Source organism: Enterobacter sp. RHBSTW-00593 (assembly GCF_013784105.1).
Taxonomy (GTDB): domain Bacteria; phylum Pseudomonadota; class Gammaproteobacteria; order Enterobacterales; family Enterobacteriaceae; genus Enterobacter; species Enterobacter ludwigii.
In genome coordinates this window covers 3,864,388-3,890,693 of record NZ_CP056393.1, presented here as the reverse complement: position 1 = coordinate 3,890,693, position 26,306 = coordinate 3,864,388, and the positions used below count along the sequence as shown (strand labels likewise).

At 56.1% G+C, this 26,306-nt stretch carries 27 protein-coding genes; 21 read left to right on the top strand and 6 right to left on the bottom strand.

Features of this window, described 5'->3' with window-relative positions; translation table 11 throughout:
- Nucleotides 1-15 precede the first annotated feature (15 nt).
- Entirely contained in the window at nt 16-687 is a 672-nt protein-coding gene (gene queE / locus HV242_RS18645; protein WP_020883810.1) for a 7-carboxy-7-deazaguanine synthase QueE, read from the top strand.
- Nucleotides 688-715: 28 nt separating this feature from the next.
- Here the strand turns inward: queE and queD are convergent, their stop codons facing one another.
- A complete protein-coding gene (gene queD, locus HV242_RS18640; protein WP_014171404.1) occupies nt 716-1,078 on the bottom strand; it encodes a 6-carboxytetrahydropterin synthase QueD in 363 nt (120 codons plus the stop codon).
- 306 nt (nt 1,079-1,384) lie between these two features.
- Between queD and cysJ the strand changes: the two genes are divergently transcribed.
- The 3 genes from cysJ to cysH are packed head-to-tail and all read left to right on the top strand — an operon-like array spanning nt 1,385 to nt 5,652.
- Nucleotides 1,385-3,190, top strand: coding sequence for an NADPH-dependent assimilatory sulfite reductase flavoprotein subunit (gene cysJ, locus HV242_RS18635; RefSeq protein WP_050737229.1), 1,806 nt, complete (start codon nt 1,385-1,387; stop codon nt 3,188-3,190).
- Nucleotides 3,190-4,902, top strand: a complete 1,713-nt coding sequence (gene cysI, locus HV242_RS18630) for an assimilatory sulfite reductase (NADPH) hemoprotein subunit (protein ID WP_014171402.1) — start codon at nt 3,190-3,192, stop codon at nt 4,900-4,902. Before cysJ ends, cysI begins: the two co-directional genes overlap by 1 nt.
- A 15-nt stretch (nt 4,903-4,917) precedes the next feature.
- Nucleotides 4,918-5,652, top strand: coding sequence for a phosphoadenosine phosphosulfate reductase (gene cysH, locus HV242_RS18625; RefSeq protein WP_014171401.1), 735 nt, complete (start codon nt 4,918-4,920; stop codon nt 5,650-5,652).
- A gap of 54 nt (nt 5,653-5,706) precedes the next feature.
- On the opposite strand, the gene HV242_RS18620 is transcribed toward cysH, so the two are convergent.
- Nucleotides 5,707-6,750, bottom strand: coding sequence for an aminopeptidase (locus HV242_RS18620; RefSeq protein WP_063858419.1), 1,044 nt, complete (start codon nt 6,748-6,750; stop codon nt 5,707-5,709).
- Nucleotides 6,751-6,996: 246 nt separating this feature from the next.
- Here HV242_RS18620 and cysG point away from each other — a divergent pair, with 246 nt between their 5' ends.
- The 13 genes from cysG to rpoS all read left to right on the top strand — a co-directional run bounded on the left by cysG (nt 6,997) and on the right by rpoS (nt 18,076).
- Nucleotides 6,997-8,346, top strand: coding sequence for a siroheme synthase CysG (gene cysG / locus HV242_RS18615; protein WP_160890560.1), 1,350 nt, complete (start codon nt 6,997-6,999; stop codon nt 8,344-8,346).
- A gap of 9 nt (nt 8,347-8,355) precedes the next feature.
- Nucleotides 8,356-9,264 carry a sulfate adenylyltransferase subunit CysD gene (cysD, locus tag HV242_RS18610; protein ID WP_006811770.1) on the top strand — a complete coding sequence of 303 codons (909 nt, stop codon included), beginning with the start codon at nt 8,356-8,358 and terminating at the stop codon, nt 9,262-9,264.
- 9 nt (nt 9,265-9,273) lie between these two features.
- Nucleotides 9,274-10,698, top strand: a complete 1,425-nt coding sequence (cysN, locus tag HV242_RS18605) for a sulfate adenylyltransferase subunit CysN (RefSeq protein ID WP_014171398.1) — start codon at nt 9,274-9,276, stop codon at nt 10,696-10,698.
- On the top strand, nt 10,698-11,303 hold the full coding sequence (cysC, locus tag HV242_RS18600) for an adenylyl-sulfate kinase (protein WP_014171397.1): 606 nt from the start codon (nt 10,698-10,700) through the stop codon (nt 11,301-11,303). The genes cysN and cysC overlap by 1 nt, the downstream gene beginning before the upstream one ends.
- 58 nt (nt 11,304-11,361) lie before the next feature.
- Nucleotides 11,362-11,688 carry a DUF3561 family protein gene (locus HV242_RS18595; protein WP_014171396.1) on the top strand — a complete coding sequence of 109 codons (327 nt, stop codon included), beginning with the start codon at nt 11,362-11,364 and terminating at the stop codon, nt 11,686-11,688.
- Nucleotides 11,689-11,854: 166 nt separating this feature from the next.
- Nucleotides 11,855-12,166: a cell division protein FtsB gene (gene ftsB / locus HV242_RS18590; RefSeq protein WP_008499609.1), complete on the top strand. Its 312-nt coding sequence runs from the start codon at nt 11,855-11,857 to the stop codon at nt 12,164-12,166.
- 19 nt (nt 12,167-12,185) lie between these two features.
- Nucleotides 12,186-12,896, top strand: a complete 711-nt coding sequence (gene ispD / locus HV242_RS18585; RefSeq protein ID WP_050737225.1) for a 2-C-methyl-D-erythritol 4-phosphate cytidylyltransferase — start codon at nt 12,186-12,188, stop codon at nt 12,894-12,896.
- Complete coding sequence (gene ispF, locus HV242_RS18580; RefSeq protein WP_014171394.1) at nt 12,896-13,375, top strand: 2-C-methyl-D-erythritol 2,4-cyclodiphosphate synthase; 480 nt, start codon at nt 12,896-12,898, stop codon at nt 13,373-13,375. The genes ispD and ispF overlap by 1 nt, the downstream gene beginning before the upstream one ends.
- Nucleotides 13,372-14,421 carry a tRNA pseudouridine(13) synthase TruD gene (truD, locus tag HV242_RS18575; protein WP_014171393.1) on the top strand — a complete coding sequence of 350 codons (1,050 nt, stop codon included), beginning with the start codon at nt 13,372-13,374 and terminating at the stop codon, nt 14,419-14,421. Before ispF ends, truD begins: the two co-directional genes overlap by 4 nt.
- Entirely contained in the window at nt 14,402-15,163 is a 762-nt protein-coding gene (gene surE, locus HV242_RS18570) for a 5'/3'-nucleotidase SurE (RefSeq protein ID WP_020883819.1), read from the top strand. Before truD ends, surE begins: the two co-directional genes overlap by 20 nt.
- Nucleotides 15,157-15,783, top strand: a complete 627-nt coding sequence (locus HV242_RS18565) for a protein-L-isoaspartate(D-aspartate) O-methyltransferase (protein ID WP_020883820.1) — start codon at nt 15,157-15,159, stop codon at nt 15,781-15,783. Before surE ends, HV242_RS18565 begins: the two co-directional genes overlap by 7 nt.
- 116 nt (nt 15,784-15,899) lie before the next feature.
- Nucleotides 15,900-17,024, top strand: coding sequence for a murein hydrolase activator NlpD (gene nlpD / locus HV242_RS18560; protein WP_020883821.1), 1,125 nt, complete (start codon nt 15,900-15,902; stop codon nt 17,022-17,024).
- Nucleotides 17,025-17,083: 59 nt separating this feature from the next.
- Nucleotides 17,084-18,076, top strand: coding sequence for an RNA polymerase sigma factor RpoS (gene rpoS, locus HV242_RS18555; protein ID WP_013098493.1), 993 nt, complete (start codon nt 17,084-17,086; stop codon nt 18,074-18,076).
- Nucleotides 18,077-18,128: 52 nt separating this feature from the next.
- Here the strand turns inward: rpoS and HV242_RS18550 are convergent, their stop codons facing one another.
- Nucleotides 18,129-18,506, bottom strand: coding sequence for a DUF4440 domain-containing protein (locus tag HV242_RS18550; RefSeq protein ID WP_050737224.1), 378 nt, complete (start codon nt 18,504-18,506; stop codon nt 18,129-18,131).
- Entirely contained in the window at nt 18,503-19,711 is a 1,209-nt protein-coding gene (locus HV242_RS18545; protein WP_050737223.1) for an MFS transporter, read from the bottom strand. Before HV242_RS18545 ends, HV242_RS18550 begins: the two co-directional genes overlap by 4 nt.
- A 107-nt stretch (nt 19,712-19,818) precedes the next feature.
- Here HV242_RS18545 and HV242_RS18540 point away from each other — a divergent pair, with 107 nt between their 5' ends.
- A complete protein-coding gene (locus HV242_RS18540) occupies nt 19,819-20,706 on the top strand; it encodes a LysR family transcriptional regulator (protein ID WP_032678860.1) in 888 nt (295 codons plus the stop codon).
- On the opposite strand, the gene HV242_RS18535 is transcribed toward HV242_RS18540, so the two are convergent.
- The gene (locus HV242_RS18535) at nt 20,703-21,110 is read right to left on the bottom strand and encodes a MarR family winged helix-turn-helix transcriptional regulator (RefSeq protein WP_020883824.1); all 408 of its coding nucleotides are present in this window, start codon (nt 21,108-21,110) and stop codon (nt 20,703-20,705) included. The two genes, HV242_RS18540 and HV242_RS18535, sit on opposite strands and share 4 nt — an antisense overlap.
- Before the next feature lie 171 nt (nt 21,111-21,281).
- Between HV242_RS18535 and HV242_RS18530 the strand changes: the two genes are divergently transcribed.
- The 3 genes from HV242_RS18530 to HV242_RS18520 are packed head-to-tail and all read left to right on the top strand — an operon-like array spanning nt 21,282 to nt 23,548.
- Entirely contained in the window at nt 21,282-21,884 is a 603-nt protein-coding gene (locus tag HV242_RS18530; RefSeq protein ID WP_014171383.1) for a non-oxidative hydroxyarylic acid decarboxylases subunit B, read from the top strand.
- A complete protein-coding gene (locus HV242_RS18525) occupies nt 21,874-23,301 on the top strand; it encodes a non-oxidative hydroxyarylic acid decarboxylases subunit C (protein WP_014171382.1) in 1,428 nt (475 codons plus the stop codon). The genes HV242_RS18530 and HV242_RS18525 overlap by 11 nt, the downstream gene beginning before the upstream one ends.
- 10 nt (nt 23,302-23,311) lie before the next feature.
- Nucleotides 23,312-23,548, top strand: a complete 237-nt coding sequence (locus HV242_RS18520) for a non-oxidative hydroxyarylic acid decarboxylases subunit D (RefSeq protein WP_014171381.1) — start codon at nt 23,312-23,314, stop codon at nt 23,546-23,548.
- Nucleotides 23,549-23,645: 97 nt separating this feature from the next.
- On the opposite strand, the gene mutS is transcribed toward HV242_RS18520, so the two are convergent.
- Nucleotides 23,646-26,207, bottom strand: a complete 2,562-nt coding sequence (gene mutS / locus HV242_RS18515; RefSeq protein ID WP_050737222.1) for a DNA mismatch repair protein MutS — start codon at nt 26,205-26,207, stop codon at nt 23,646-23,648.
- Nucleotides 26,208-26,306: the final 99 nt, after the last annotated feature.

Here is a 26,306-nt window from a genome sequence, read left to right as displayed (position 1 = left end):
TTAACTGAGATGACTATGCAGTACCCGATTAACGAGATGTTCCAGACCCTGCAAGGCGAGGGTTACTTTACCGGCGTTCCCGCCATCTTTATTCGATTACAGGGATGCCCGGTTGGCTGTGCCTGGTGTGATACCAAACATACGTGGGATAAACTCGCAGATCGGGAAGTGTCGCTGTTTAGCATTCTGGCTAAAACCAAAGAGAGCGATAAGTGGGGCGCGGGAAGTGCGGAAGATCTGCTGGCGATCATTGGCCGTCAGGGCTGGACGGCGCGCCATGTGGTGATTACCGGGGGTGAACCCTGCATCCACGACCTGACGCCGCTGACCGAGCTGCTCGAAAAGAACGGCTACAGCTGTCAGATTGAAACCAGCGGCACGCATGAAGTGCGCTGTTCTCACACCACCTGGGTGACGGTTTCGCCGAAAGTTAACATGCGCGGCGGCTACGATGTTCTCTCTCAGGCGCTGGAGCGTGCTGATGAGATTAAACACCCGGTTGGCCGCGTGCGTGATATCGAAGCGCTGGATGAACTGCTCGCCACGCTGACGGATGAAAAGCAGCGGATCATCGCGCTGCAGCCTATCAGCCAGAAAGAGGATGCCACGCGCCTGTGTATTGAAACCTGTATTGCCCGCAACTGGCGGCTGTCGATGCAGACGCACAAGTACCTGAACATCGCCTAAAAAAAAGCCCGGATATTCCGGGCTTTTTTTACTCACCGCGATAGATACAGCCTGCGGTGCAGGTCTCTTTGATCATCACCGCGCTCAGCAGAGGCACCTGCGGTTTCATCTGATCCCAAATCCATTTAGCCAGCACTTCACTGGTCGGGTTTTCAAGGCCCGGGATATCATTCAGATAGTAGTGATCCAGACGATCGTAGGTCGGCTTGAATGCCGCCTTCAGCTCGGCAAAGTCCATGATCCAACCGGTATGCGGATCGACGTCACCGGTTATCTCAAGACGCACCATAAACGAGTGCCCGTGCAGACGGCCACATTTATGCCCTTCAGGAACATGCGGAAGGTGGTGGGCGGCTTCGAAGGTGAAATCTTTAAACAGTGTGGTGGACATTATTGCTCTCAGTAATGCGGAAAAAACCGCCGCATAGTACCGGAAAGCACAATTTTTATCATTAACTAAAACGGCTCTGTTGCCGCAACGTGGTGCATACGAGAAAGGACTACTGTTTTATGATTAAATTTCAATGGGTTAGTTAATCGTTTTTATCGTTAAGAACGATAACTAAAACAGGTTAGTCCATTTGGTTATTTATTATTTCCATCCCTTCTTTAATTGTTATTATCCTCGCCGTTAACCTTATCTTCAGTTTGGATTTATTCGCTTAAAGTCCGCTTGGCTACTGGAACATAACGACGCATGACAACACAGGCCCCACCTTCAAATTTGCTTCCCCTGAACCCGGAGCAACTGGCGCGCCTTCAGGCTGCCACCTCTGATTTTTCTCCCACCCAGCTTGCCTGGGTCTCCGGCTATTTCTGGGGAATGCTTAACCAGCAACCGGGCGCTGTGGCTGCTGCACCGGCAACTGCGGTAGAAATTCCGGCGATTACGCTGATTTCTGCCTCGCAGACGGGCAATGCTCGCCGTGTGGCCGAAGCGCTGCGCGACGACCTGCTGGCCGCCAAACTGAACGTGAACCTGGTGAACGCCGGGGACTATAAATTCAAACAGATCGCGTCCGAAAAACTGCTGGTGGTGGTGGCTTCAACCCAGGGTGAGGGTGAGCCGGCTGAAGAAGCGGTGGCCCTGCATAAATTCCTGTTCTCGAAAAAAGCCCCAAAACTGAACGGGACGGCGTTCGCCGTGTTTGGCCTGGGCGACACCTCCTACGAATTTTTCTGCCAGTCCGGTAAAGATTTCGACAGCAAACTGGCGGAACTGGGCGCTGAGCGCCTGCTGGACCGCGTTGATGCGGATGTGGAATACCAGACCGCCGCCGCTGAATGGCGTGCGCGCATCGTTGACGTGCTGAAAGCGCGCGTGCCGAAAGAGACCCCAGCGCAGGCTGCCGTCACCGCGGCGGGTGCAGTCAATGATATTCACACCAGCCCGTATACCAAAGAGGCACCGCTGGCAGCGAGCCTGGCGGTTAATCAGAAAATTACCGGTCGCGCCTCTGAGAAAGACGTGCGGCATATTGAAATCGATCTCGGTGATTCCGGTCTGCGTTACCAGCCGGGCGATGCACTTGGGATCTGGTACCAGAACGATCCGGCGCTGGTTAAAGAGCTGGTTGAACTGCTGTGGCTGAAAGGCGATGAGCCTGTCACCGTCGACGGTAAAACGCAGCCGCTCTCTGAGGCGCTGCAGTGGCATTTCGAGCTGACGGTCAACACGCCAAACATCGTTGAAAATTACGCCACCTTAACGCGCAGTGAATCGCTGCTGCCTCTGGTGGGGGATAAGGCGAAGCTGCAGCATTACGCCGCGACGACGCCGATTGTCGATATGGTGCGTTTCTCTCCGGCACAGCTGGATGCGGATGCGCTAATTGGCCTGCTGCGTCCGCTGACGCCGCGCCTCTACTCCATTGCCTCTTCGCAGGCCGAAGTGGAGAGCGAAGTGCATATCACCGTGGGCGTGGTGCGTTATGACATCGAAGGCCGTGCCCGTGCGGGCGGGGCATCAAGCTTCCTGGCCGATCGCGTGGAGGAAGACGGTGAAGTGCGCGTGTTTATCGAGCACAACGACAACTTCCGTCTGCCTGCGAACCCGGAAACGCCGGTCATCATGATTGGGCCGGGGACCGGTATTGCGCCATTCCGCGCCTTTATGCAGCAGCGCGCTGCAGATGAGGCGCCGGGTAAAAACTGGTTGTTCTTCGGCAACCCGCACTTTACGGAAGATTTCCTCTACCAGGTTGAGTGGCAGCGTTACGTCAAAGAAGGTGTCCTGACACGCATCGACCTGGCCTGGTCCCGCGATCAGCAAGAAAAAGTATACGTACAAGACAAACTGCGCGAACAGGGCGCAGAGCTGTGGCGCTGGATCAATGACGGTGCCCACATTTATGTCTGCGGCGACGCCAATCGCATGGCGAAAGACGTTGAGCAGGCATTGCTGGAAGTGATTGCCGAATTCGGCGGTATGGATGCCGAAACGGCGGATGAATTTTTAAGTGAGCTGCGCGTTGAGCGCCGTTATCAGCGAGATGTCTACTAATGAGCGAAAAACATCCAGGGCCACTGGTGGTCGAAGGTAAACTGACAGACGCCGAGCGCATGAAGCTGGAAAGCAACTATCTGCGCGGCACCATTGCTGAAGATCTGAATGACGGTCTCACCGGCGGCTTTAAAGGCGACAACTTTCTGCTGATCCGTTTCCACGGTATGTATCAGCAGGACGACCGTGATATCCGCGCCGAACGTGCAGAACAGAAGCTGGAGCCGCGTCATGCGATGCTGCTGCGCTGCCGTCTTCCGGGCGGGGTGATCACCACGAAACAGTGGCAGGCGATCGATAAGTTTGCGGGTGAAAATACCCTTTATGGCAGCATCCGTCTGACCAACCGTCAGACCTTCCAGTTCCACGGCATTCTGAAGAAGAACGTGAAGCCGGTACACCAGATGCTGCACTCTGTCGGGCTGGACGCGCTGGCCACGGCCAACGACATGAACCGTAACGTGCTCTGCACCTCGAACCCGTATGAGTCCGAGCTGCACGCCGAAGCCTATGAGTGGGCGAAGAAGATCTCTGAGCACCTGCTGCCACGCACCCGCGCCTATGCGGAGATCTGGCTCGATCAGGAAAAAGTGGCCACCACCGACGAAGAACCGATCCTCGGCCAGACCTATCTGCCGCGTAAGTTCAAAACCACCGTGGTGATCCCGCCGCAGAACGATATCGATCTGCACGCCAACGACATGAACTTCGTGGCGATTGCCGAAAATGGCAAGCTGGTGGGCTTTAACCTGCTGGTGGGCGGCGGTCTCTCCATCGAACACGGTAACAAGAAAACCTATGCCCGCACCGCAAGCGAGTTTGGTTTCCTGCCGCTGGAGCACACGCTGGCCGTGGCTGAAGCGGTTGTCACCACGCAGCGCGACTGGGGTAACCGTACGGACCGTAAAAACGCGAAAACCAAATACACCCTGGAGCGCGTGGGCGTAGAGACGTTCAAAGCGGAAGTGGAGCGTCGCGCGGGGATTAAGTTTGAGCCGATCCGTCCGTATGAATTTACGGGACGTGGCGATCGTATTGGCTGGGTCAAAGGCATCGACAATAAATGGCATCTGACGCTGTTTATTGAAAACGGCCGTATTCTTGATTATCCGGGCCGCCCGCTGAAAACCGGTCTGCTGGAAATTGCGAAGATCCATAAAGGTGAATTCCGTATCACCGCTAACCAGAACCTGATCGTTGCCGGCGTGCCGGAAAGCCAGAAAGCGAAGATTGAGAAACTGGCGCGCGACCATGGGTTGATGGACGCGGTGAAGCCTCAGCGTGAAAACTCAATGGCCTGCGTGTCGTTCCCGACCTGCCCGCTGGCGATGGCGGAAGCAGAGCGTTTCCTGCCGTCATTCACCGATAAGGTGGAAGCGATTCTGGAAAAACACGGTATTCCGGACGAGCATATTGTTATGCGTGTCACCGGCTGCCCGAACGGCTGTGGCCGTGCGATGCTGGCCGAGCTGGGTCTGGTGGGTAAAGCGCCGGGTCGCTATAACCTGCACCTCGGCGGCAACCGTATCGGAACGCGTATTCCACGCATGTTCCGTGAGAACATCACCGAGCCGGAAATTCTTGATTCTATCGACGAGCTTGTCGGGCGCTGGGCGAAAGAGCGCGAAGCGGGTGAAGGCTTCGGCGACTTTACGGTGCGTGCGGGCATTATTCGCCCGGTGCTCGATCCCGCAAGGGATTTCTGGGAGTAAACACGAGAGGTAATTATGTCCGTACTCGATCTAAACGCCCTAAATGAACTGCCAAAAGTCGATCGCATTCTGGCGCTGGCAGAAACCAATGCGCAGCTTGAAAAGCTCGACGCCGAAGGCCGCGTGGCATGGGCCCTGGAAAACCTGCCGGGTGATTATGTGCTCTCGTCAAGTTTTGGTATTCAGGCTGCGGTGAGTTTGCATCTGGTGAACCAGATTCGTCCGGACATTCCGGTGATCCTGACCGATACCGGCTACCTGTTCCCGGAAACCTACCAGTTTATCGATGAGCTGACGGACAAGCTCGGGCTGAACCTGAAAGTCTACCGCGCGGAGCAAAGCGCGGCCTGGCAGGAGGCGCGGTATGGCAAGCTGTGGGAACAGGGTGTTGAGGGCATTGAGAAATACAATGAGATCAACAAGGTCGAGCCGATGAACCGGGCGCTGAAAGAGCTTAACGCGCAGACCTGGTTTGCGGGGTTACGCCGCGAGCAGTCCGGAAGTCGCGCCACGCTCCCGGTGCTGGCGGTTCAGCGCGGGGTGTTTAAAGTGCTGCCGATCATCGACTGGGATAACCGTACGGTGTACCAGTACCTGCAAAAACACGGACTGAAATACCACCCGCTCTGGGACCAGGGTTATCTGTCCGTGGGCGATACCCATACCACGCGTAAATGGGAACCGGGCATGGCGGAAGAAGAGACGCGATTCTTTGGACTCAAGCGTGAGTGCGGATTGCACGAAGGGTAAATTCTGTTCCCTTTTCCCTCACCCTCTAACAAAGGGTGAGGGAAATGTTCTGTTCTACGCTTTCCCTGCTTTTGCCAGCTCTTTCACCAGCGGCAGCATCACTTTAACCACATCCCGACTGCGGTGTTCAACTCGCTGCGGCAGTGCGCTATCAATATGCTGCTGATTATCCAGTAGCACGTTATGCCAGCTCGTCCCGTCCGGGAAAGCCTTCGATTTCACCCGCTGCTGATAACCGTCTTTCTTACCCAGCATCCAGTTAGTGGCTTCCACGTACAGAACAGGAATGCCCGCTTTATCGAACACTTCACCATCATTACAGCAGCCGGTTCCGCGAGGATAACCGGGATTCCCGCCCGGGTTGCTGGTGGCATACACCCCATGGCTGCGGGCAATCGCCAGCGCGCGGTCGCGCGTCAGTTTACGCACGGTACCCGGCGTACTCTGTCCGCTGTTGAAATAGAGCTTATCGCCGACGATCAGATTATCGAGGTTAATCACCAGCAGCGTATTTTTCCTCTCCTCGGCACTCATGCGTTTCAGGAGATTCTCCGCGCCAAGTTTTCCCTCTTCTTCACCGCTGGTGGCAACGAAACGGATCCCGTATTGGGTTGGAATGTCTTTCATTCGCTCTGCCAGCTCGAGCATCACGCCCAGACCCGCCGCGTTATCGTCCAGTCCCTGTAACGTCAGCCCGCCGAGATTATTGTCGGTATCGGCGTCGCTCATTGGCGCGTAGGTGTCCAGGTGCGCCATGATAATGATCTGTTCCGCCGCGCTACCTTCATGCGCCGCAATGACCGTACTGCCGGTCACGTTATGCCAGTTTTTTGTTTTATTGCGCGAGGTATAGACGTAGCGGCTGTGAAACGATCGGATATCGCTCTGGTAACCCATGTCAGCAAATTGCTGGCGAATATAATCGGCGGAAAGCATTTCCGCTGGCGTGCCGGTCATACGACCCGGAAAGACGGTCGCAATATGCCGCGCCTGCATATTCGCGATTTCACCATAGGGCTGATTTTTTGCCTGGGCCGGAAGGATAAAGCAAACGCCGAGCGCCAGGGCAGCGATACGGTGGCGCGTTGCGGAAAACATAGTGAGTCCTTAAAAACAGAGCAAAATTTTAACCCGCCTAGTATGAAACTGTGATCGACCATACACAATTTGAATTGCTCTTAAATGCCCGAAAATTCGCGTGTTAAGCACTTTTTGATCTTTGCTTTTCCACGGCGTTATTCCATTGAGTAACTACTCATTCCAATTCGTAATTTCATTCGATCTAAGCCGCCCCCTATAGTCCCACTATTCCTTGTTGTTAGTGAGTTGTAGCTTGTGGACTATCTGCCCCTTTTTGCCGCGATAAAAGACAGACCTGTGCTGGTAGTCGGCACCGGTGAGGTTGCCGATCGCAAAATCGCGTTTCTGCAGCGAGCGGGGGCGCAGGTACGGGTAGTCGACGAGGCGGATTTCGACGAGTCGCAAATCGACACCGTGGTGCTGGTGATTGCGGCAACCTATAACCGTGAGCTCAACCGCCGTATTTCAGAGGCGGCTCAGGCCCGTCACCGTCTGGTGAACGTGGTGGACGATCGGCCGCTGTGTTCGTTTATCTTCCCGTCGATTGTTGACCGTTCGCCATTGCTGGTGGCCATCTCCTCCGGCGGGACCGCGCCGGTGCTGGCACGCGTGCTGCGGGAAAAAATTGAAGCGCTTTTGCCTACCAGCCTTGGGCGGATGGCGGAGAAAGCGAGCTTCTGGCGTAACCATCTGAAAACGCGCCTGACCAGCGTGACGGAACGCCGTCGCTTCTGGGAGCGCGTGTTCCGCGGCCGATTTGCCAGCCTGATGCATGCCGGAAATGAAACGGCGGCGCAGCAGATCCTCAAAGATGAGCTGGATAACCCTGGCAGTAGCGGCGGCGAGATCATTCTGGTCGGTGCGGGGCCGGGTGATGCCGGGCTGCTGACCCTGCGCGGCCTGCAGGTGCTTCAGGATGCCGATGTGGTGTTCTACGACCATCTGGTCACCGACGGGGTGCGCGAATTGATTCGCCGTGACGCAGAACAAATCTGCGTTGGCAAACGGGCGGGCGAGCACTCTGTACCGCAGCATGACACCAACCAGATGCTGGTGGCGGCGGCAAAAGCGGGCAAAACGGTGGTGCGGCTTAAAGGTGGCGACCCGTTTATCTTTGGTCGCGGCGGGGAAGAGCTGCAGGCGGCGGCTGAAGCGGGCGTGCCGTTCCAGGTCGTCCCGGGTATCACGGCGGCTTCCGCAGTGACGGCCTACGCCGGTATACCGCTTACTCACCGCGATTATGCCCAGAGCGTGACCTTTGTCACGGGCCATTACAAGGCGGACAGCACCCCGTTTGACTGGTCGCATCTCGCCCAGAGTCGTCAGACGCTGGCTATCTATATGGGCACGATGAAGGCGGCGGACATCAGTGAACAACTTATTCAACACGGTCGAGAGGCAACCACGCCGGTCGCCGTAATTTCTCGCGGCACGCGCGTCGATCAGCATGTGGCTATCGGTACGCTACAGGATCTTGCCACCCTGGCGAAAGAGGCCCCTATGCCCGCGCTTATCGTGGTAGGGGAAGTGGTGCACCTGCACAGCACACTCGCTTGGTTTCAACATACAACAGACTCAGAGGGGTTTGGCTCCTCTGTGGTGAATCTGGCTTAAGGAACGGTTATGGACCAAAAACGACTTACTCACCTGCGGCAGCTCGAAGCGGAAAGTATCCATATTATCCGCGAAGTGGCAGCCGAATTCTCTAACCCGGTGATGATGTATTCCATCGGTAAAGATTCCAGCGTGATGCTACACCTGGCGCGTAAAGCGTTTTACCCGGGTACGCTGCCGTTCCCGCTGCTGCACGTTGATACCGGCTGGAAATTCCGTGAAATGTATGAATTCCGCGACCGTACGGCAAAAGCCTACGGCTGCGAACTGCTGGTGCATAAAAACCCGGAAGGGGTGGCGATGGGCATTAACCCGTTCGTGCACGGTAGTGCCAAACACACTGACATCATGAAAACCGAGGGGCTGAAGCAGGCGCTGAACAAATACGGTTTTGACGCGGCCTTCGGCGGCGCACGCCGTGACGAAGAAAAATCCCGTGCGAAAGAGCGTATCTACTCTTTCCGCGACCGCTTCCACCGCTGGGATCCAAAAAACCAGCGTCCGGAGCTGTGGCATAACTACAACGGACAGATCAACAAGGGCGAAAGCATTCGCGTGTTCCCGCTCTCCAACTGGACCGAGCTGGATATCTGGCAGTACATCTATCTGGAAAATATCGAGATCGTGCCGCTGTACCTGGCCGCTGAACGTCCGGTGCTGGAGCGTGACGGCATGCTGATGATGATCGATGACGATCGCATCGACCTGCAGCCAGGCGAAGTGATCAAAAAACAGATGGTGCGTTTCCGTACCCTCGGCTGCTGGCCATTGACCGGTGCCGTGGAGTCCAGTGCGCAGACGCTGCCGGAGATCATTGAAGAGATGCTGGTGTCGACCACCAGTGAGCGACAGGGCCGCGTGATTGACCGCGACCAGGCAGGCTCCATGGAGCTGAAGAAACGTCAGGGTTATTTCTAAGGAGCCGCCATGAACACGACCATTGCTCAACAAATTGCCAATGAAGGCGGCGTAGAAGCTTATCTGCACGCGCAACAACACAAAAGCCTGCTGCGCTTTCTGACCTGCGGCAGCGTCGATGACGGGAAAAGCACGCTGATCGGCCGTCTGCTGCACGACACGCGACAGATTTACGAAGATCAGCTCTCTTCCCTGCACAACGACAGTAAACGTCATGGTACCCAGGGCGAAAAACTCGACCTGGCGCTGCTGGTGGACGGCCTGCAGGCCGAGCGCGAGCAGGGCATCACTATTGATGTGGCGTATCGCTATTTCTCCACCGAGAAGCGCAAATTTATTATTGCCGACACCCCGGGGCACGAGCAGTACACCCGTAACATGGCGACCGGTGCGTCTACCTGTGAACTGGCGATCCTGCTGATTGATGCCCGTAAAGGGGTACTGGATCAGACTCGTCGCCACAGCTTTATCTCCACGTTGCTGGGGATCAAACACCTGGTGGTGGCGGTCAACAAAATGGATCTGGTGAACTTCAGCGAAGAGAAGTTTGATGAGATCCGCCAGAGTTACCTGACGTTTGCTGAACAGCTGCCGGGTAACCTGGATATTCGCTTTGTGCCGCTCTCTGCGCTGGAAGGCGACAACGTGGCTTCCCAGAGCGCGAACATGCCGTGGTATAGCGGCCCGACGCTGCTCGAAGTGCTGGAAACCGTGGAGATCCAGCGCGTGGTCGACACCCAGCCGATGCGCTTCCCGGTTCAGTACGTTAACCGTCCTAACCTTGATTTCCGCGGTTTCTCCGGCACTCTCGCGTCGGGCACCGTGGCGGTCGGGCAGCGCGTTAAAGTTCTGCCGTCTGGTGTGGAATCCACCATCAGCCGTATCGTCACCTTTGATGGCGATCTGCCGCAAGCCGGCGCGGGTGAAGCGGTCACGCTGGTATTGAAAGATGAAATTGATATCAGCCGCGGCGATCTGCTGGTGGACGCTCAGGAGACGCTGGCAGCGGTGCAGGGGGCTTCCGTTGATGTGGTGTGGATGGCTGAACAACCGCTGACCGCCGGTCAGAGCTACGACATTAAAATCGCGGGTAAGAAAACCCGTGCCCGCGTGGACGGTATCCAGTTCCAGGTGGACATCAATAACCTGACCCAGCGCGATGTCACCGAGCTGCCGCTGAATGGCATTGGTCTGGTCGACGTGACCTTTGACGAGCCGCTGGTGCTGGATCCCTACCAGCAGAACCCGGTAACGGGTGGGCTGATCTTTATCGATCGCCTCTCCAACGTGACCGTGGGTGCCGGTATGGTGCGTGAGCCAAATGAACAGGCTACGGTAGCCTCTGAGTTCAGCGCTTTTGAGCTGGAGCTGAATGCGCTGGTGCGTAAGCACTTCCCGCACTGGGGTGCGCGCGATCTGCTGGGAGGCAAGTAATGGCCGCCCATGATGAGAACGTCGTCTGGCATCCTCATCCGGTCACCGTCGCGCAGCGCGAGAAACTTCACGGTCATCGTGGCGTGGTACTGTGGTTTACCGGGCTATCCGGCTCTGGTAAATCCACGGTAGCGGGCGCGCTGGAAGAGGCGCTACACCAGCAGGGGGTCAGTACCTACCTGCTGGATGGCGACAATGTGCGCCACGGCCTGTGCAGCGATTTGGGCTTCAGCGACGACGATCGTAAAGAGAATATTCGCAGGGTGGGGGAAGTGGCCAGCCTGATGGCGGATGCCGGGTTAGTGGTACTGACCGCGTTTATCTCACCGCATCGTGCCGAACGCCAGATGGTGCGCGAGCGCGTCGGGCAGGATCGCTTTATCGAAGTGTTTGTCGATACGCCGCTGGAAATTTGCGAAGCGCGCGATCCCAAAGGGCTGTATAAGAAAGCGCGTGCGGGAGAGCTGCGAAACTTCACCGGTATTGACTCGGTGTACGAAGCGCCTGAATCGCCTGAAATTCACCTGGAAGGTCAACAATTGGTAACAAATTTAGTAAGCCAATTATTAGACCTGCTCAGACGGGACGATATTATCAGATCCTGAGACGGTATCGTTCGGGAGCTGTCTTCCCGAACGATGAGTCACGGTCACAGGATCAGCTATGCGCAACAGTGAGAACTACATTATTACCACCGGGTCGGAGCCGTTAGCGACCGACGACGAGACGACCTGGTCCTTTCCTGGGGCCATAGTCGGCTTCGTCTCGTGGTTGCTGGCCCTGGGCATCCCTTTTCTTATCTACGGCGGTAATACGCTGTTCTTCTTTCTCTATACCTGGCCTTTCTTCCTGGCGCTGATGCCTGTGGCGGTTGTCGTCGGTATTGCGCTGCACTCGCTGCTTAATGGCAAACTCCTTTACAGTACCGTGGTCACGATTGTGACGGTGGTTCTGATGTTTGGTCTGTTATTTTTGTGGCTCATGGGCTAACTTCAGCCATAATTCAAACCGTAAACAACTGTGTGACGATATTGAGCAAGGCGATTCTGCGGAAAAAATGTGGTACATTTGCCCGCGATGTTGCGGCATCTCTGTTACCCCGGCAAAAAGATCTGGGGGCGTTTTGGGATGATGATGCCGTTTTTCAGGGGGCAGGATGGGTAAACTAACGCTGCTGTTGCTGGCTTTGCTGATCTGGCTGCAATATTCGCTGTGGTTCGGTAAAAACGGACTGCACGACTATAGCCGGGTAAGCGATGACGTCGCGGCTCAGCAGGCAACAAACGCCAAACTTAAGGCGCGAAACGATCAACTCTTTGCTGAAATTGATGACCTCAATGGTGGGCAAGAGGCGATTGAGGAACGCGCACGCAATGAACTCAGTATGACTAAGCCGGGCGAAACTTTTTATCGTCTGGTTCCGGATGCGTCTAAACGCAATCAGGGCTCAGCACAAAACAATCGATAATCAGGCCCAGGATTACGACATGGCAGTAACTTTTTCGGACGTATGCGCCGTGGTGCCGGCTGCGGGTTTTGGCCGGCGCATGCAGACAGAATGTCCCAAGCAATACCTCTCTATTGGCGATAAAACGATCCTCGAACACTCTGTGGCGGCGCTGCTGGCGCATCCGCGGGTGACGCGCGTGATTATCGCTATCAGCCCGGGTGATGCGCGTTTCGCGCAGTTACCGCTGGCAAATCATCCGCAGATTACCGTTGTTGACGGCGGCGCCGAGCGTGCCGATTCCGTGCTGGCGGGCATTCAGGCCGCCGGTGATGCACCATGGGTTCTGGTCCATGACGCTGCCCGTCCGTGCCTGCATCAGGATGACCTTGCGCGCCTGCTGGCGCTTAGCGAAACCAGCCGGGTAGGCGGTATTCTTGCCGCCCCGGTACGCGACACCATGAAGCGCGCTGAGCCGGGCAAGCAAGCTATCGCGCACACCGTTGAGCGCGTCGATTTATGGCACGCGCTGACCCCCCAATTTTTCCCCCGCGAATTACTTCACGACTGCTTAACGCGTGCGCTTAAAGAAGGTGCGACCATCACGGACGAAGCCTCGGCGCTGGAGTATTGCGGTTTCCATCCTGAGCTGGTTGAAGGACGCGCTGATAATATAAAAGTGACGCGTCCGGAAGATTTACAGCTCGCGGAATTTTATCTTACCCGTTCGACCCATCAGGAGAAGGCATAATGCGAATTGGACACGGTTTTGATGTACACGCCTTTGGCGGAGAAGGCCCAATTATCATTGGCGGCGTACGCATTCCTTATGAAAAAGGGCTGCTTGCGCATTCTGATGGCGACGTAGCATTACATGCCCTGACCGATGCATTGCTGGGTGCTGCGGCACTGGGCGATATCGGTAAGCTGTTCCCGGACACTGACCCGGCCTTCAAAGGTGCGGACAGCCGTGCGCTGCTGCGTGAAGCCTGGCGTCGTATTCAGGCGAAAGGCTACACCCTCGGCAACGTGGATGTGACGATCATCGCTCAGGCCCCCAAAATGCTGCCGCATATCCCGCAGATGCGCGTGTTCATTGCAGAAGATCTGGGTTGCCACATGGATGATGTTAACGTCAAAGCGACGACGACAGAGAAACTGGGCTTTACCGGTCGTGGTGAAGGGATTGCCTGTGAGGCCGTGGCGCTGCTGGTGAAGGCAAGCCAATGACGGACTTCGACAACCTGACCTGGCTGCACGGTAAACCGCAGGGGAACGGGCTGCTGAAAGCCAGCCCTGAAGATTTTGTTGTGGTGGAAGACCTGGGATTCGCGCCGGATGGCGAAGGCGAACATATCCTGGTACGCATTCTGAAAAATGGCTGCAATACCCGTTTTGTGGCCGATGCGCTGGCAAAATTCCTCAAAATTCATGCCCGCGAAGTGAGCTTTGCCGGGCAGAAAGATAAACACGCCGTCACCGAACAGTGGCTCTGCGCGCGCGTGCCGGGTAATACGATGCCTGATTTAAGCAAATTTGAGCTTGAGGGCTGTAAGGTACTGGAATACGCACGCCATAAGCGCAAACTGCGTCTGGGCGCGTTGAAGGGCAACCATTTTACGCTGGTACTGCGTGAGATTTCGGACCGTGACGATGTGGAAAAACGCCTGAACGCTATCAATGCGTGCGGCGTACCAAACTATTTTGGCGCACAGCGCTTTGGTATCGGCGGCAGCAACCTGCTCGGCGCACTGCGCTGGGCGCAAAGCGATGCCCCGGTTCGCGACAGGAATAAACGCAGTTTTTGGTTGTCGGCGGCCCGCAGTGCGTTGTTTAATCAGATTGTGAGCGAACGGCTGAAAAAACCGGACGCGAATCAAGTTGTTGTCGGCGATGCGCTACAATTAGCGGGACGCGGGAGCTGGTTTGTGGCAACGGCTGAAGAAATGGCCGATGTGCAGTCGCGCGTGGATACTCAAACGCTGATGATTACCGCAGCCTTGCCCGGCACGGGCGACTGGGGTACGCAGGGCGATGCGCTGGCTGCTGAGCAGTCTGCCGTCGCTGATATGCAGGCATTACAAACACTGCTGGTGCGGGAAAAAGTCGAGGCGGCACGCCGTGCGATGCTGCTCTATCCGCAACAGTTGAGCTGGAACTGGTGGGACGACGTAACCGTCGAGTTACGCTTCTGGCTGCCGGCAGGTAGCTTTGCCACCAGTGTTGTCAGGGAACTTATCAACACGTCGGGTGATTATGCGAATATTGCTGAGTAACGATGACGGGATCCATGCGCCGGGTATACAGACCCTGGCGAAACACCTTCGCGAATTTGCGGAAGTGCAGGTCGTGGCACCCGATCGTAACCGCAGTGGAGCGTCTAACTCTCTGACGCTGGAGTCGTCGCTTCGCACCTTTACCTTTGAAAATGGTGATATCGCCGTCCAGATGGGCACGCCGACCGACTGCGTTTTTCTGGGCGTGAACGCGCTGATGCGCCCGCGCCCGGACATCGTCGTCTCCGGTATTAACGCCGGGCCCAATCTTGGCGACGATGTGATTTACTCCGGAACCGTGGCCGCCGCCATGGAAGGGCGCCATCTGGGGTTCCCTGCGTTGGCCGTTTCGTTAAACGGCCACACGCACTACGACACGGCGGCAGCGGTGACCTGTTCTCTCCTGCGGGCGCTCAATCGCGAGCCGCTGCGTACCGGGCGCATCCTCAATATTAACGTGCCGGATCTGCCGCTGAGTGAAATCAAAGGCATTCGCGTAACGCGTTGCGGAAGCCGACACCCGGCTGACCAGGTGATCCCGCAGCAGGATCCGCGTGGCAATACGCTTTACTGGATTGGTCCTCCTGGCGACAAGTGTGACGCCGGACCGGATACCGACTTTGCCGCCGTTGATGAAGGATATGTCTCGGTTACGCCGCTGCATGTAGATTTAACCGCGTATAGTGCGCATGATGTGGTGTCGGGTTGGCTGGATCGCGCAGGAGTGAACGCGCAATGGTAAGCAAACGTGTACAAACTCTTCTGGAACAGCTACGCGCTCAGGGGATCCGCGACGAGCATGTGCTCGACGCGCTCGCCCAGGTGCCGCGTGAGAAATTTGTAGACGAGGCGTTTGAACACAAAGCGTGGGAAAACGTGGCGCTGCCTATCGGGCAGGGTCAGACGATTTCACAGCCTTACATGGTGGCGCGTATGACGGAGCTGCTGGAGCTCACGCCCCATTCGCGCGTGCTGGAAATTGGCACCGGGTCGGGGTACCAAACCGCGATCCTGGCGCATCTGGTGCACCATGTCTGCTCCGTTGAGCGTATTAAAGGTTTGCAGTGGCAGGCGCGTCGTCGCCTGAAACAACTTGATTTACATAACGTTTCGACACGACACGGTGATGGATGGCAGGGTTGGCAGGCACGCGCCCCGTTTGACGCGATCATCGTGACGGCTGCTCCACCTGAAATTCCCGCTGCTCTGTTATCGCAGCTGGATGAAGGCGGCATTCTTGTTCTGCCTGTCGGGGACGAGCAACAGCTCCTGAAGCGCGTTCGTCGGCGTGGCGGCGAGTTTATTATCGATACCGTGGAAGCCGTGCGCTTTGTTCCTCTGGTAAAGGGGGAGTTGGCCTGAGACTCAGAATTATCCAGGGTTATTAAGGCAAATTCAGCGTATGGTGTGGCGCGAAAGATTCGTGTCATCACGGTAAATTTTAAGTCACTGGTAGTTAACACATTCCTGGGGGATAAATGAGCGCGGGAAGCCCTAAATTCACCATCAGCCGTGTTGCGGCATTATCACTGGTTTCGCTCTGGCTGGCAGGCTGTACAAGTTCTAATAATGCACCTGCGCCCGTCAGTTCCGTGGGGGGATCCAGCAGCTCGGGTAACACGTCCAGCGGAATGTTGATCACGCCTCCGCCTAAAATGGGCACTGCTGCGGCACAACAAAATCCGCCCATTCAGCCAATGCAGCCTCCTGTTACGCAGCCAACACAGGTTCAGCCAGTGGAACACCCTGTGCAGACTCAAAATGGCCGCATAGTGTATAACCGCCAGTATGGGAACATTCCGAAAGGTAGCTATACCGGTGGGAGCACCTATACCGTAAAACGCGGCGACACGCTGTTCTATATTGCGTGGATCACCGGGAACGATTTCCGTGACCTGGCGCAGCGTAATAACGTCCAGGCCCCGTATGGTCTGGAAGTCGGCCAGACGCTCCAGGTGGGCAATGCGACGGGTACGCCGCTCACGCCTGGCAACACCGTTTCAGCGGCCGATGTCACTGCGCAAAATAACAGCGTTAAGCCTGCACAAAAATCCACCACGGTGGTTGCTTCACAACCGGTAATTACGTATTCTGAGGATTCAGGTGATCAGACTGCTAACAAAATGTTGCCGAATAATAAAGGGACTGCGACTGTTGTCACAGCACCGACTACGGCACCTGTGGTTAGCTCTACTGAACCGACTGCCAGCAGTATGACCTCCAGTTCGCCAATTTCTGCATGGCGCTGGCCAACTGACGGCAAGGTTATCGAAAACTTCTCTTCCTCCGAGGGAGGAAATAAAGGGATCGATATCGCAGGGAATAAGGGACAGGCTATTATCGCGACCGCAGACGGTCGTGTTGTATATGCCGGTAACGCTCTGCGCGGTTACGGTAATCTTATTATCATCAAACATAACGATGATTACCTGAGTGCCTACGCCCATAACGACACAATGCTGGTCCGGGAACAACAAGAAGTTAAGGCGGGGCAAAAAATCGCTACCATGGGTAGCACCGGCACCAGTTCTACACGCTTGCATTTTGAAATTCGTTACAAGGGGAAATCCGTAAACCCGCTGCAGTATTTGCCGCAGCGATAAGTTGACGGGGCATGCCAGCCAGGGTGTCTCGTTCAGGGATCACGGGTAGGAGCCACCTTATGAGTCAGAATACGCTGAAAGTTCATGATTTAAATGAAGATGCGGAATTTGATGAGAACGGAGCAGAGGCTTTTGATGAAAAAGCCTTAGTAGAAGAGGAACCCAGTGATAACGATTTGGCTGAAGAAGAGCTGTTATCGCAGGGCGCCACACAGCGTGTACTGGACGCGACTCAGCTTTACCTTGGGGAGATTGGTTACTCCCCACTGTTAACGGCCGAAGAAGAAGTCTATTTCGCACGTCGTGCTTTGCGTGGTGATGTTGCCTCGCGCCGTCGCATGATTGAAAGTAACTTGCGTCTGGTCGTGAAAATTGCCCGTCGTTACGGCAATCGAGGTCTGGCTCTGCTGGATCTGATTGAAGAGGGCAACTTAGGTCTCATCCGCGCAGTTGAGAAGTTTGACCCGGAACGCGGGTTCCGTTTCTCAACCTACGCGACCTGGTGGATTCGTCAGACCATCGAACGGGCGATTATGAACCAAACCCGTACGATTCGCCTGCCGATTCACATCGTCAAAGAGTTGAACGTCTATCTGCGTACTGCGCGCGAGTTGTCCCATAAACTGGACCACGAGCCAAGCGCGGAAGAGATCGCCGAACAACTTGATAAACCGGTTGATGACGTAAGCCGTATGCTGCGTCTCAACGAGCGCATTACCTCCGTTGACACCCCGTTGGGTGGCGACTCCGAAAAAGCGCTGCTGGACATCCTGGCCGATGAAAAAGACAACGGTCCGGAAGACACCACGCAGGACGATGACATGAAACAGAGCATCGTCAAATGGCTGTTCGAACTGAACGCCAAACAGCGTGAAGTGCTGGCACGTCGTTTCGGTTTACTGGGGTATGAAGCTGCAACACTGGAAGACGTCGGCCGCGAAATTGGCCTGACCCGTGAACGTGTTCGTCAGATTCAGGTTGAAGGTCTGCGTCGCCTGCGTGAAATCCTGCAGGGACAAGGTCTGAATATCGAAGCGCTGTTCCGCGAATAAGCAATCTTTCATCAAAAAAGGCCCGTCGTGAGACGGGCCTTTTTCTTTTGCGTTACGGTTGTGCCGTTTCGTGCAGCAAACGCCACGTTATCTTGCCATCCTTCTGATTGAGCACGGCGGTTGACCAGCGCACATTGACGGGCTGATCCGGGCGAGTTTGCGTTTCCCGGTAGTGAAGCACTGCGCCGTTGGCCCACGTCTGTAGCGTCGTTATCTCATCAAGAACAATCTCCAGACCAGGACGGCTGCCGCGCTGAAGGTCCAGGAAACCGACAAGCGCGTTATAGTCAAAATGGACGCCACCTGGGGTGAGCATCATAAAATCCGGCTGAAAGTGGGCAAGCAGGGCGTCAACATCCCCTTCGCCCTTACCCAACCAGTTCTCCAGCTTAATGTGAACGTCGATAATGTCCTGTTCGAAATGGGTCATGGTTTCTCCTGTTGCACCTCTGAAAGCACCTGCGTGTTGTTAAGACGAAAGACGTACACGACGGGCAGTAATGTGATGGCCGCAGCAACACTAAACATCCAGTGCCATGCGGCGAGCGGCGTGAAAAACGCCAGTGTCAGGTTCAGCACCTGCGAGAGCAGGAATGCCCCGGCAAAAAAACTGATCTGACGATTAAGATTCCATAGCGCGCTGGCGTCAGGCATATCGTCGCGCGCCGTCGTTAAAAATGCGCTGCTTTGCGCCGTACTGCTGCAAAGACTGCCGCCCGCGCCCATTAACGTAAACGCGATGCCAGGTAACAACACTGTGGTAGTCGGGCTGACGTTAAGCAGCAGTAAAACGCCCAGCGCCTGTAACAGGCAACCCACGACAATGAGAGGCCGGGGACCCACGCGGTTAAAATAACGTCCGGTCGCGGTGATCGCCATAAACGAGGCCAGAGACCATGGCAGCATCAGCATCCCCGTTGCGGCAGGTGTCATGTGCGCCTCGCTCTGAAGATAATACATCCCCGTGACGTTCACCCCAATAAACATGCCGGGTACGCACAAATAGACAAGCATGGAAAAACGCAGCAGCGGGTCGGCCAGCAGGGGCAGGTTTAACAGCCTGCTCGCTTTCACGGGGGCCCTCTCATTCTTAAGCCACACGCAGGCCAGGAAAAACGTCACGGCGGCGACAGGCGTTGTGGCAAAAAATATCCATCGCCAGCTGAGTGCCTGAACCAGCACTCCCCCCACGGCGGGTGAGCATGCAGGCGCAAGCAATGCAACCAGCATGACCGCTGAGGAGAGCCTGGCACGCTCATGGGGTTTAAACTGTTGCCAGGTCAGCGCCTGTCCGACCGGGATCAGTAACCCCCCTCCCATGCCCTGCAACACTCGCCAGGCAATCATGCTCTCAAGTGAGGATGACAAACCTGCCGCAACGGAGGCGGCGCTAAAGAGAAAAAGCGAAAGCAGAATGACATGCTTCGGCCCGAGCCTGCGCGTCAGCAGGGTGCTGAAGGGGATGACGAGTGTCAGACCGGCAACATAGCCGTTACTGACCCAGGCAAGCGATGAGGGCGTGGCGTTGAACGCCTCAGCCATTGCCGGGAAAGCGACGCTGGCGATAAACATATTAATTAAATCAAGAAAAAAGCCCAGCAGATAGACAACGGCGACTTTGCTGCGATACGACATGGCGGCACCTCCAGTGAGGGGCGTATCGTATCGGGCAGGGAGGTACGGATAAACGTTATAAAGCGCGATATACTGTCAAAAAATTTTTGACAGTAATAGGGCTGACCATGATTAATTTGCAGCGTACCGCGATGTTTGTCGCCGTCGCAGATACCGGCAGTTTCACCGCCGCAGCAGAGGCAATGGGGCTGACAAAAGCGGTGGTCAGCTTCAATATCCGCCAGCTGGAAGATGAACTGGGTGTCACCCTGTTGCTGCGTTCCACCCGTCGACTGACGTTAACCGAGGCAGGGAGGCTTTTCCATCAACGGAGCGTCGCGCTTTTAAAGGACGCGGAACGCCTGAAGGACGACGTCCGTGCAAACCACGCAGGTCTCACGGGGGAGTTGCGGATCACCACCACACCGGAGTACGGCTCGCAGGTTGTGGTCCCGTTACTGGCTGAGTTTAGCCAGCAACACCCGGACCTTCGCGTGCGTCACGTTTCGTCTTCACTGCATGCCGATTTGATTTCAGAGCGCTTTGATGTCGCCATCCGGCTGGGAACCCTTGCCGATTCACGCTATCACGCGGCACTGATAACGCAGTTCACTATTTTCCCCGTAGCGACGCCCGGCTGGCTGCGTAACCATCCTGTAGAATCGCTTGAACAGCTGGCGAAAGCTGACTGGATTATTCATGAGCGCTTAGCCTCGCCGCTGCGCTGGCAGGTGAACGATGCCTGCGGTGAGCCCGCCACGCTGGAAATTAAAAAAGCACCGCGTTTGTTTGCGGACAGTGCTCAGGCGCTGATGGCTTTTGCGCTCGCGGGATGCGGTGTGGCGCTGTTGCCGGAGTGGCTGGTGCGCCATGCGCTTGATGACGGCAAGCTGGTGTCGGTTTTACCGGAATATACCTTTGCGCGGCAGGGCATCTATGCGGTTTATCCCGATGCCCCGCATGTGCCCGCGAAAGTGCGCACCTTTATCGATTTTATGCGCACCCGGGTTAACTAGTCGCGCATCATTTTTTTGACGAGTGCGGAGAATTGCGCCCGCTCGTCGTTGCTCAGCCGCCCTAAAAACGCCTCATCCACGTCATTGCCGAGCGGTTTACAGCTGGCAAGCAGCGCTTCACCTTCCGGCGTCAGAAAGACGAAACGACGGCGCTTGTCCGCCGGATCGTGCTCGCGTTTTACCAGTCCACGCGCCTCCATGCGGCTCAGCATCTCCGCGAGCGTCGCCTTTGTGCTGACCGCCACTTCTGTCAGAGCAACTTGCTCAATCCCCGGATTTTCGGCAATAGACCGCAATACCGCGTACTGCGGTTTGGTCAGTTCCGGCAATGCATGTTGCCAACGGGCAGTATGCTGTTGAAAAAGCTGGCGTAACAGGTGAAACGCCTCTTGTCTCAGTTCCATGAACACTCCGACGAAAAATTCTCTCCCTATGATAGCCGCTCTTGCCCAGGATTTTAACGCGGCAATTTTTAGCAATTAATGTGATCGTGTACGAACAATGTTGTCAGAAACAGGATCCGGGAGTAACGTACCTAACATGTTCGTATGCGAACGAATTAATTGAGGTGCTGAATGAGATTGATAGTTGGAATGACGGGCGCAACGGGCGCGCCGCTGGGCGTAGCGTTGCTGCAGGCATTACGTGACATGCCGGAGGTGGAGACCCATCTGGTCATGTCGAAATGGGCAAAAACCACCATTGAGCTGGAGACACCCTACACCGCACAGGATGTGGCTGCGCTGGCCGATGTTGTCCATAGCCCGGCCGATCAGGCTGCCACTATCTCATCCGGCTCGTTTCGCACCGACGGCATGATCGTCATTCCCTGCAGTATGAAAACTCTGGCAGGCATTCGCGCAGGCTACGCCGAAGGACTGGTGGGCCGTGCGGCAGATGTGGTGCTGAAAGAGGGGCGCAAACTGGTGCTGGTTCCTCGTGAAACCCCGCTCAGCACCATTCATCTCGAGAATATGCTCGCACTGTCCCGTATGGGCGTGGCAATGGTGCCGCCGATGCCCGCGTATTACAACCACCCGCAGACCGCCGACGATATCACCCATCACATTGTGACCCGCGTGCTCGACCAGTTTGGTCTGGAGCACAAAAAAGCGCGCCGCTGGAACGGGTTGCGGGAAGCAAAACATTTTTCACAGGAGAATAAAGATGGCATTTGATGATTTGAGAAGCTTCCTGCAGGCGCTCGATGAGCAAGGGCAACTGCTAAAAATTGAAGAAGAGGTGAATGCAGAACCGGACCTGGCCGCGGCAGCCAATGCCACAGGCCGTATTGGTGACGGCGCACCGGCGCTGTGGTTCGATAATATTCGCGGGTTTACCGATGCCCGGGTGGTAATGAACACCATTGGTTCCTGGCAGAATCACGCCATTTCTATGGGACTGCCCGCGAACACCCCCGTCAAAAAACAGATTGATGAGTTTATTCGCCGCTGGGATAAATTCCCCGTCACGCCAGAGCGCCGTGCAGATCCCGCCTGGGCTCAAAATACGGTGGAGGGTGAAGGCATTAACCTTTTCGACATCCTGCCGCTGTTCCGTCTGAACGACGGTGACGGCGGTTTTTACCTCGACAAAGCGTGCGTCGTTTCGCGCGATCCGCTTGATGCGGATAACTTCGGCAAGCAGAACGTCGGTATCTATCGCATGGAAGTGAAGGGAAAACGCAAGCTGGGTCTGCAACCGGTTCCGATGCACGATATCGCCCTGCATTTGCATAAAGCGGAAGAGCGCGGTGAAGATCTGCCGGTCGCGATTACGCTTGGCAATGATCCGATTATTACACTTATGGGCGCGACGCCGCTGAAATACGATCAATCTGAGTATGAGATGGCCGGTGCGCTGCGCGAAAGCCCCTATCCCATTGCGACGGCACCGCTGACCGGCTTTGATGTACCGTGGGGATCTGAAGTCATTCTGGAAGGGGTGATTGAAGGCCGCAAGCGCGAAATCGAAGGACCCTTTGGTGAGTTTACCGGGCACTACTCTGGTGGCCGTAACATGACGGTGGTGCGTATTGATAAAGTGTCTTACCGCACAAAACCCATTTTTGAATCCCTCTACCTCGGCATGCCGTGGACCGAAATTGACTACCTGATGGGCCCGGCTACCTGTGTACCGCTCTACCAGCAACTGAAAGCAGAATTTCCGGAAGTGCAGGCGGTCAATGCCATGTATACCCACGGTTTGCTGGCGATTATCTCCACCAAAAAACGCTACGGTGGCTTTGCCCGCGCAGTCGGCTTACGTGCTATGACCACGCCGCACGGCCTGGGCTACGTGAAGATGGTGATTATGGTGGATGAAGACGTTGACCCGTTCAACTTGCCGCAGGTGATGTGGGCGCTGTCCTCGAAGGTGAACCCGGCGGGCGATCTGGTGCAGTTGTCGAATATGTCGGTACTTGAACTGGACCCGGGCTCCAGCCCGGCAGGCATTACCGACAAACTGATTATTGATGCCACCACGCCTGTTGCACCCGACAACCGGGGCCACTTCAGCCAGCCGGTGCAGGATTTACCTGAAACCAAGGCCTGGGCCGAAAAACTGACTGCGATGCTGGCTGCACGCCAATAAGGAGGAAAAGATGATATGTCCACGTTGTGCTGATGAGCATATTGAGGTGATGGCAACATCACCGGTGAAAGGGGTCTGGACTGTCTATCAGTGCCAGCATTGTCTGTATACCTGGCGAGACACGGAACCGCTACGCCGGACCCACCGCGATCATTATCCGCAAGCGTTTCGCATGACGCAGAAGGATATCGATGACGCACCACAGGTGCCGACGATCCCGCCGTTACTGGCCGACGATAAGCGCTAAAAAAAGCCGGGAGGCGGTTTCGCCTTACCCGGCCTGTATGTTTAAGATACCGCTACTTCCCGGCAGGCCCGGTAAGCATTGCGCCACCGGGTGCAGACTACACCAGGCTTTTCAGGCGATAAATCCACTCCAGCGCCTGACGCGGTGTGAGCGAGTCCGGATCGAGATTTTCCAGCGCCTCAACGGCCGGTGACGTCTCTTCAGCCGGGGCTAGCAACGACATTTGCGTGCCATCAATCTGCGTGGCCGCGGCATTCGGTGACAGGCTCTCCAGCTCACGCAATTTCTGGCGCGCACGTTTGATCACCTCTTTTGGAACCCCCGCCAGCGCGGCCACGGCCAGGCCATAGCTCTTGCTCGCGGCACCATCCTGTACGGTGTGCATAAAGGCGATGGTATCGCCGTGTTCCAGCGCATCGAGGTGGACGTTTGCCACACCTTCCATCTTTTCTGGCAACTGTGTCAGCTCGAAATAGTGGGTTGCGAACAGCGTCATTGCCTTGATCTTATTGGCAAGGTTTTCAGCGCAGGCCCATGCCAGTGACAGACCATCATAGGTTGATGTTCCGCGCCCGACTTCGTCCATCAACACCAGGCTGTATTCGGTCGCATTATGCAGAATATTGGCGGTTTCGGTCATCTCCACCATAAAGGTTGAGCGACCGCTGGCCAGATCGTCCGCTGCCCCGACACGGGTAAAGATACGGTCGATAGGGCCAATCTCCACTTTTTGCGCAGGAACGTAGCTGCCGATATAGGCGAGCAGAGCGATAAGCGCTGTCTGGCGCATATAGGTACTTTTACCGCCCATGTTTGGACCGGTAATGATCAGCATTCTTCTCTGTGGCGACAGGCTTAGCGGGTTGGCGATGAACGGCTCGTTCAGCACCCGTTCCACAACCGGATGACGGCCTTCGGTGATGCGAATACCGGGTTTATCGGTAAAGGTCGGGCAGGTGTAGTTCAGCGTTTCAGCGCGTTCTGCCAGGTTGACCAGCACGTCCAGCTCTGCCAGCGCACTGGCGCTTGACTGCAGGTCTGCAAGGTGCGGCATCAGCATGTCGAACAGCTCCTCATACAGCTGTTTCTCCAGCGCCAGCGCCTTGCCTTTCGAGGTGAGAACTTTGTCCTCATACTCTTTCAGTTCAGGGATAATGTAACGCTCAGCGTTTTTCAGCGTCTGGCGGCGCACGTAGTGGATGGGGGCCAGATGGCTTTGTCCACGGCTGATCTGAATGTAGTAACCGTGAACCGCGTTATAGCCCACTTTGAGGGTATCGAGCCCAAGGCGTTCGCGCTCGCGAATTTCCAGCTTATCCAGGTAGTCCGTGGCACCGTCGGCCAGCGCACGCCATTCATCCAGCTCTTCGTTGTAGCCCGGGGCAATTACGCCGCCGTCACGCACCAGAACCGGAGGTGCGTCAATAATGGCGCGTTCAAGCAGCTCGCGCAGCTCGCTAAATTCACCCATGGTTTCACGCAGTTTCTGCACCGGCGCGCTATCCACATCGGCGAGCAGGCTGCGCAATTCCGGCAACTGCTGGAAGGCATGACGCATGCGGGCGAGGTCGCGCGGACGCGCCGTACGCAGCGCCAGACGCGCAAGAATACGCTCCAGATCGCCAATCTGGCGCAGCACGGGCTGCAGTTCACTGTAGCGATCCTGCAACGCGGCAATCGTCTGCTGACGACAGGTAAGCGTCCCGGTATCGCGAATGGGCATATGCAGCCAGCGTTTTAACATACGGCTACCCATCGGCGTCACCGTGCTGTCGAGGACAGAAGCGAGGGTGTTTTCCATGCCTCCGGCCAGATTCTGGGTGATCTCCAGATTACGACGCGTCGCGGCATCCATAATGATGCTGTCCTGCTGCCGCTCCATCGTGATCGAGCGGATATGCGGCAGGGTGGTGCGCTGGGTATCTTTGACGTACTGCAGCAGGCAACCCGCGGCACACAGTCCGCGCGGGGCATTTTCCACACCAAAGCCAATCAGATCGCGGGTGCCAAACTGCAGATTCAACTGCTGGCGCGCGGTATCAATTTCGAACTCCCACAGCGGACGACGGCGCAGACCGCGGCGGCCTTCAATCAGCGCCATCTCGGCAAAATCTTCGGCATAGAGCAGTTCTGCCGGGTTCGTGCGCTGTAATTCAGCCGCCATCGTTTCACGATCTGCCGGTTCACTCAGACGAAAACGTCCGGAGCTGATATCCAGCGTCGCATAACCGAAACCTTTGCCGTCCTGCCACAGTGCCGCCAGCAGGTTATCCTGACGCTCCTGCAGCAGGGCTTCGTCGCTGATCGTACCAGGCGTGACGATGCGCACGACTTTGCGCTCAACCGGCCCTTTTGAGGTTGCCGGATCGCCGATCTGTTCGCAGATGGCGACTGACTCACCCTGATTCACCAGTTTCGCAAGGTAGTTTTCTACCGCGTGATGCGGAATACCGGCCATGGGAATGGGCTCGCCTGCAGATGCGCCACGCCGGGTCAGCGAGATGTCGAGCAGCTGCGACGCACGTCTGGCATCGTCATAAAATAGCTCGTAAAAATCGCCCATACGGTAGAACAGCAAGATTTCCGGATGCTGTGCTTTCAGCTTCAGGTACTGCTGCATCATCGGCGTATGTGCGTCGAAATTGTCGATTGTGCTCATGGAGTTATGATGTCCATTTCTTTGAAAATAATACGCTTTGGGCGGCTCAGTGGCCGTTAGTTCCTTCTATTGTCGCATGAAAAAAAGGTACGGCGCAGA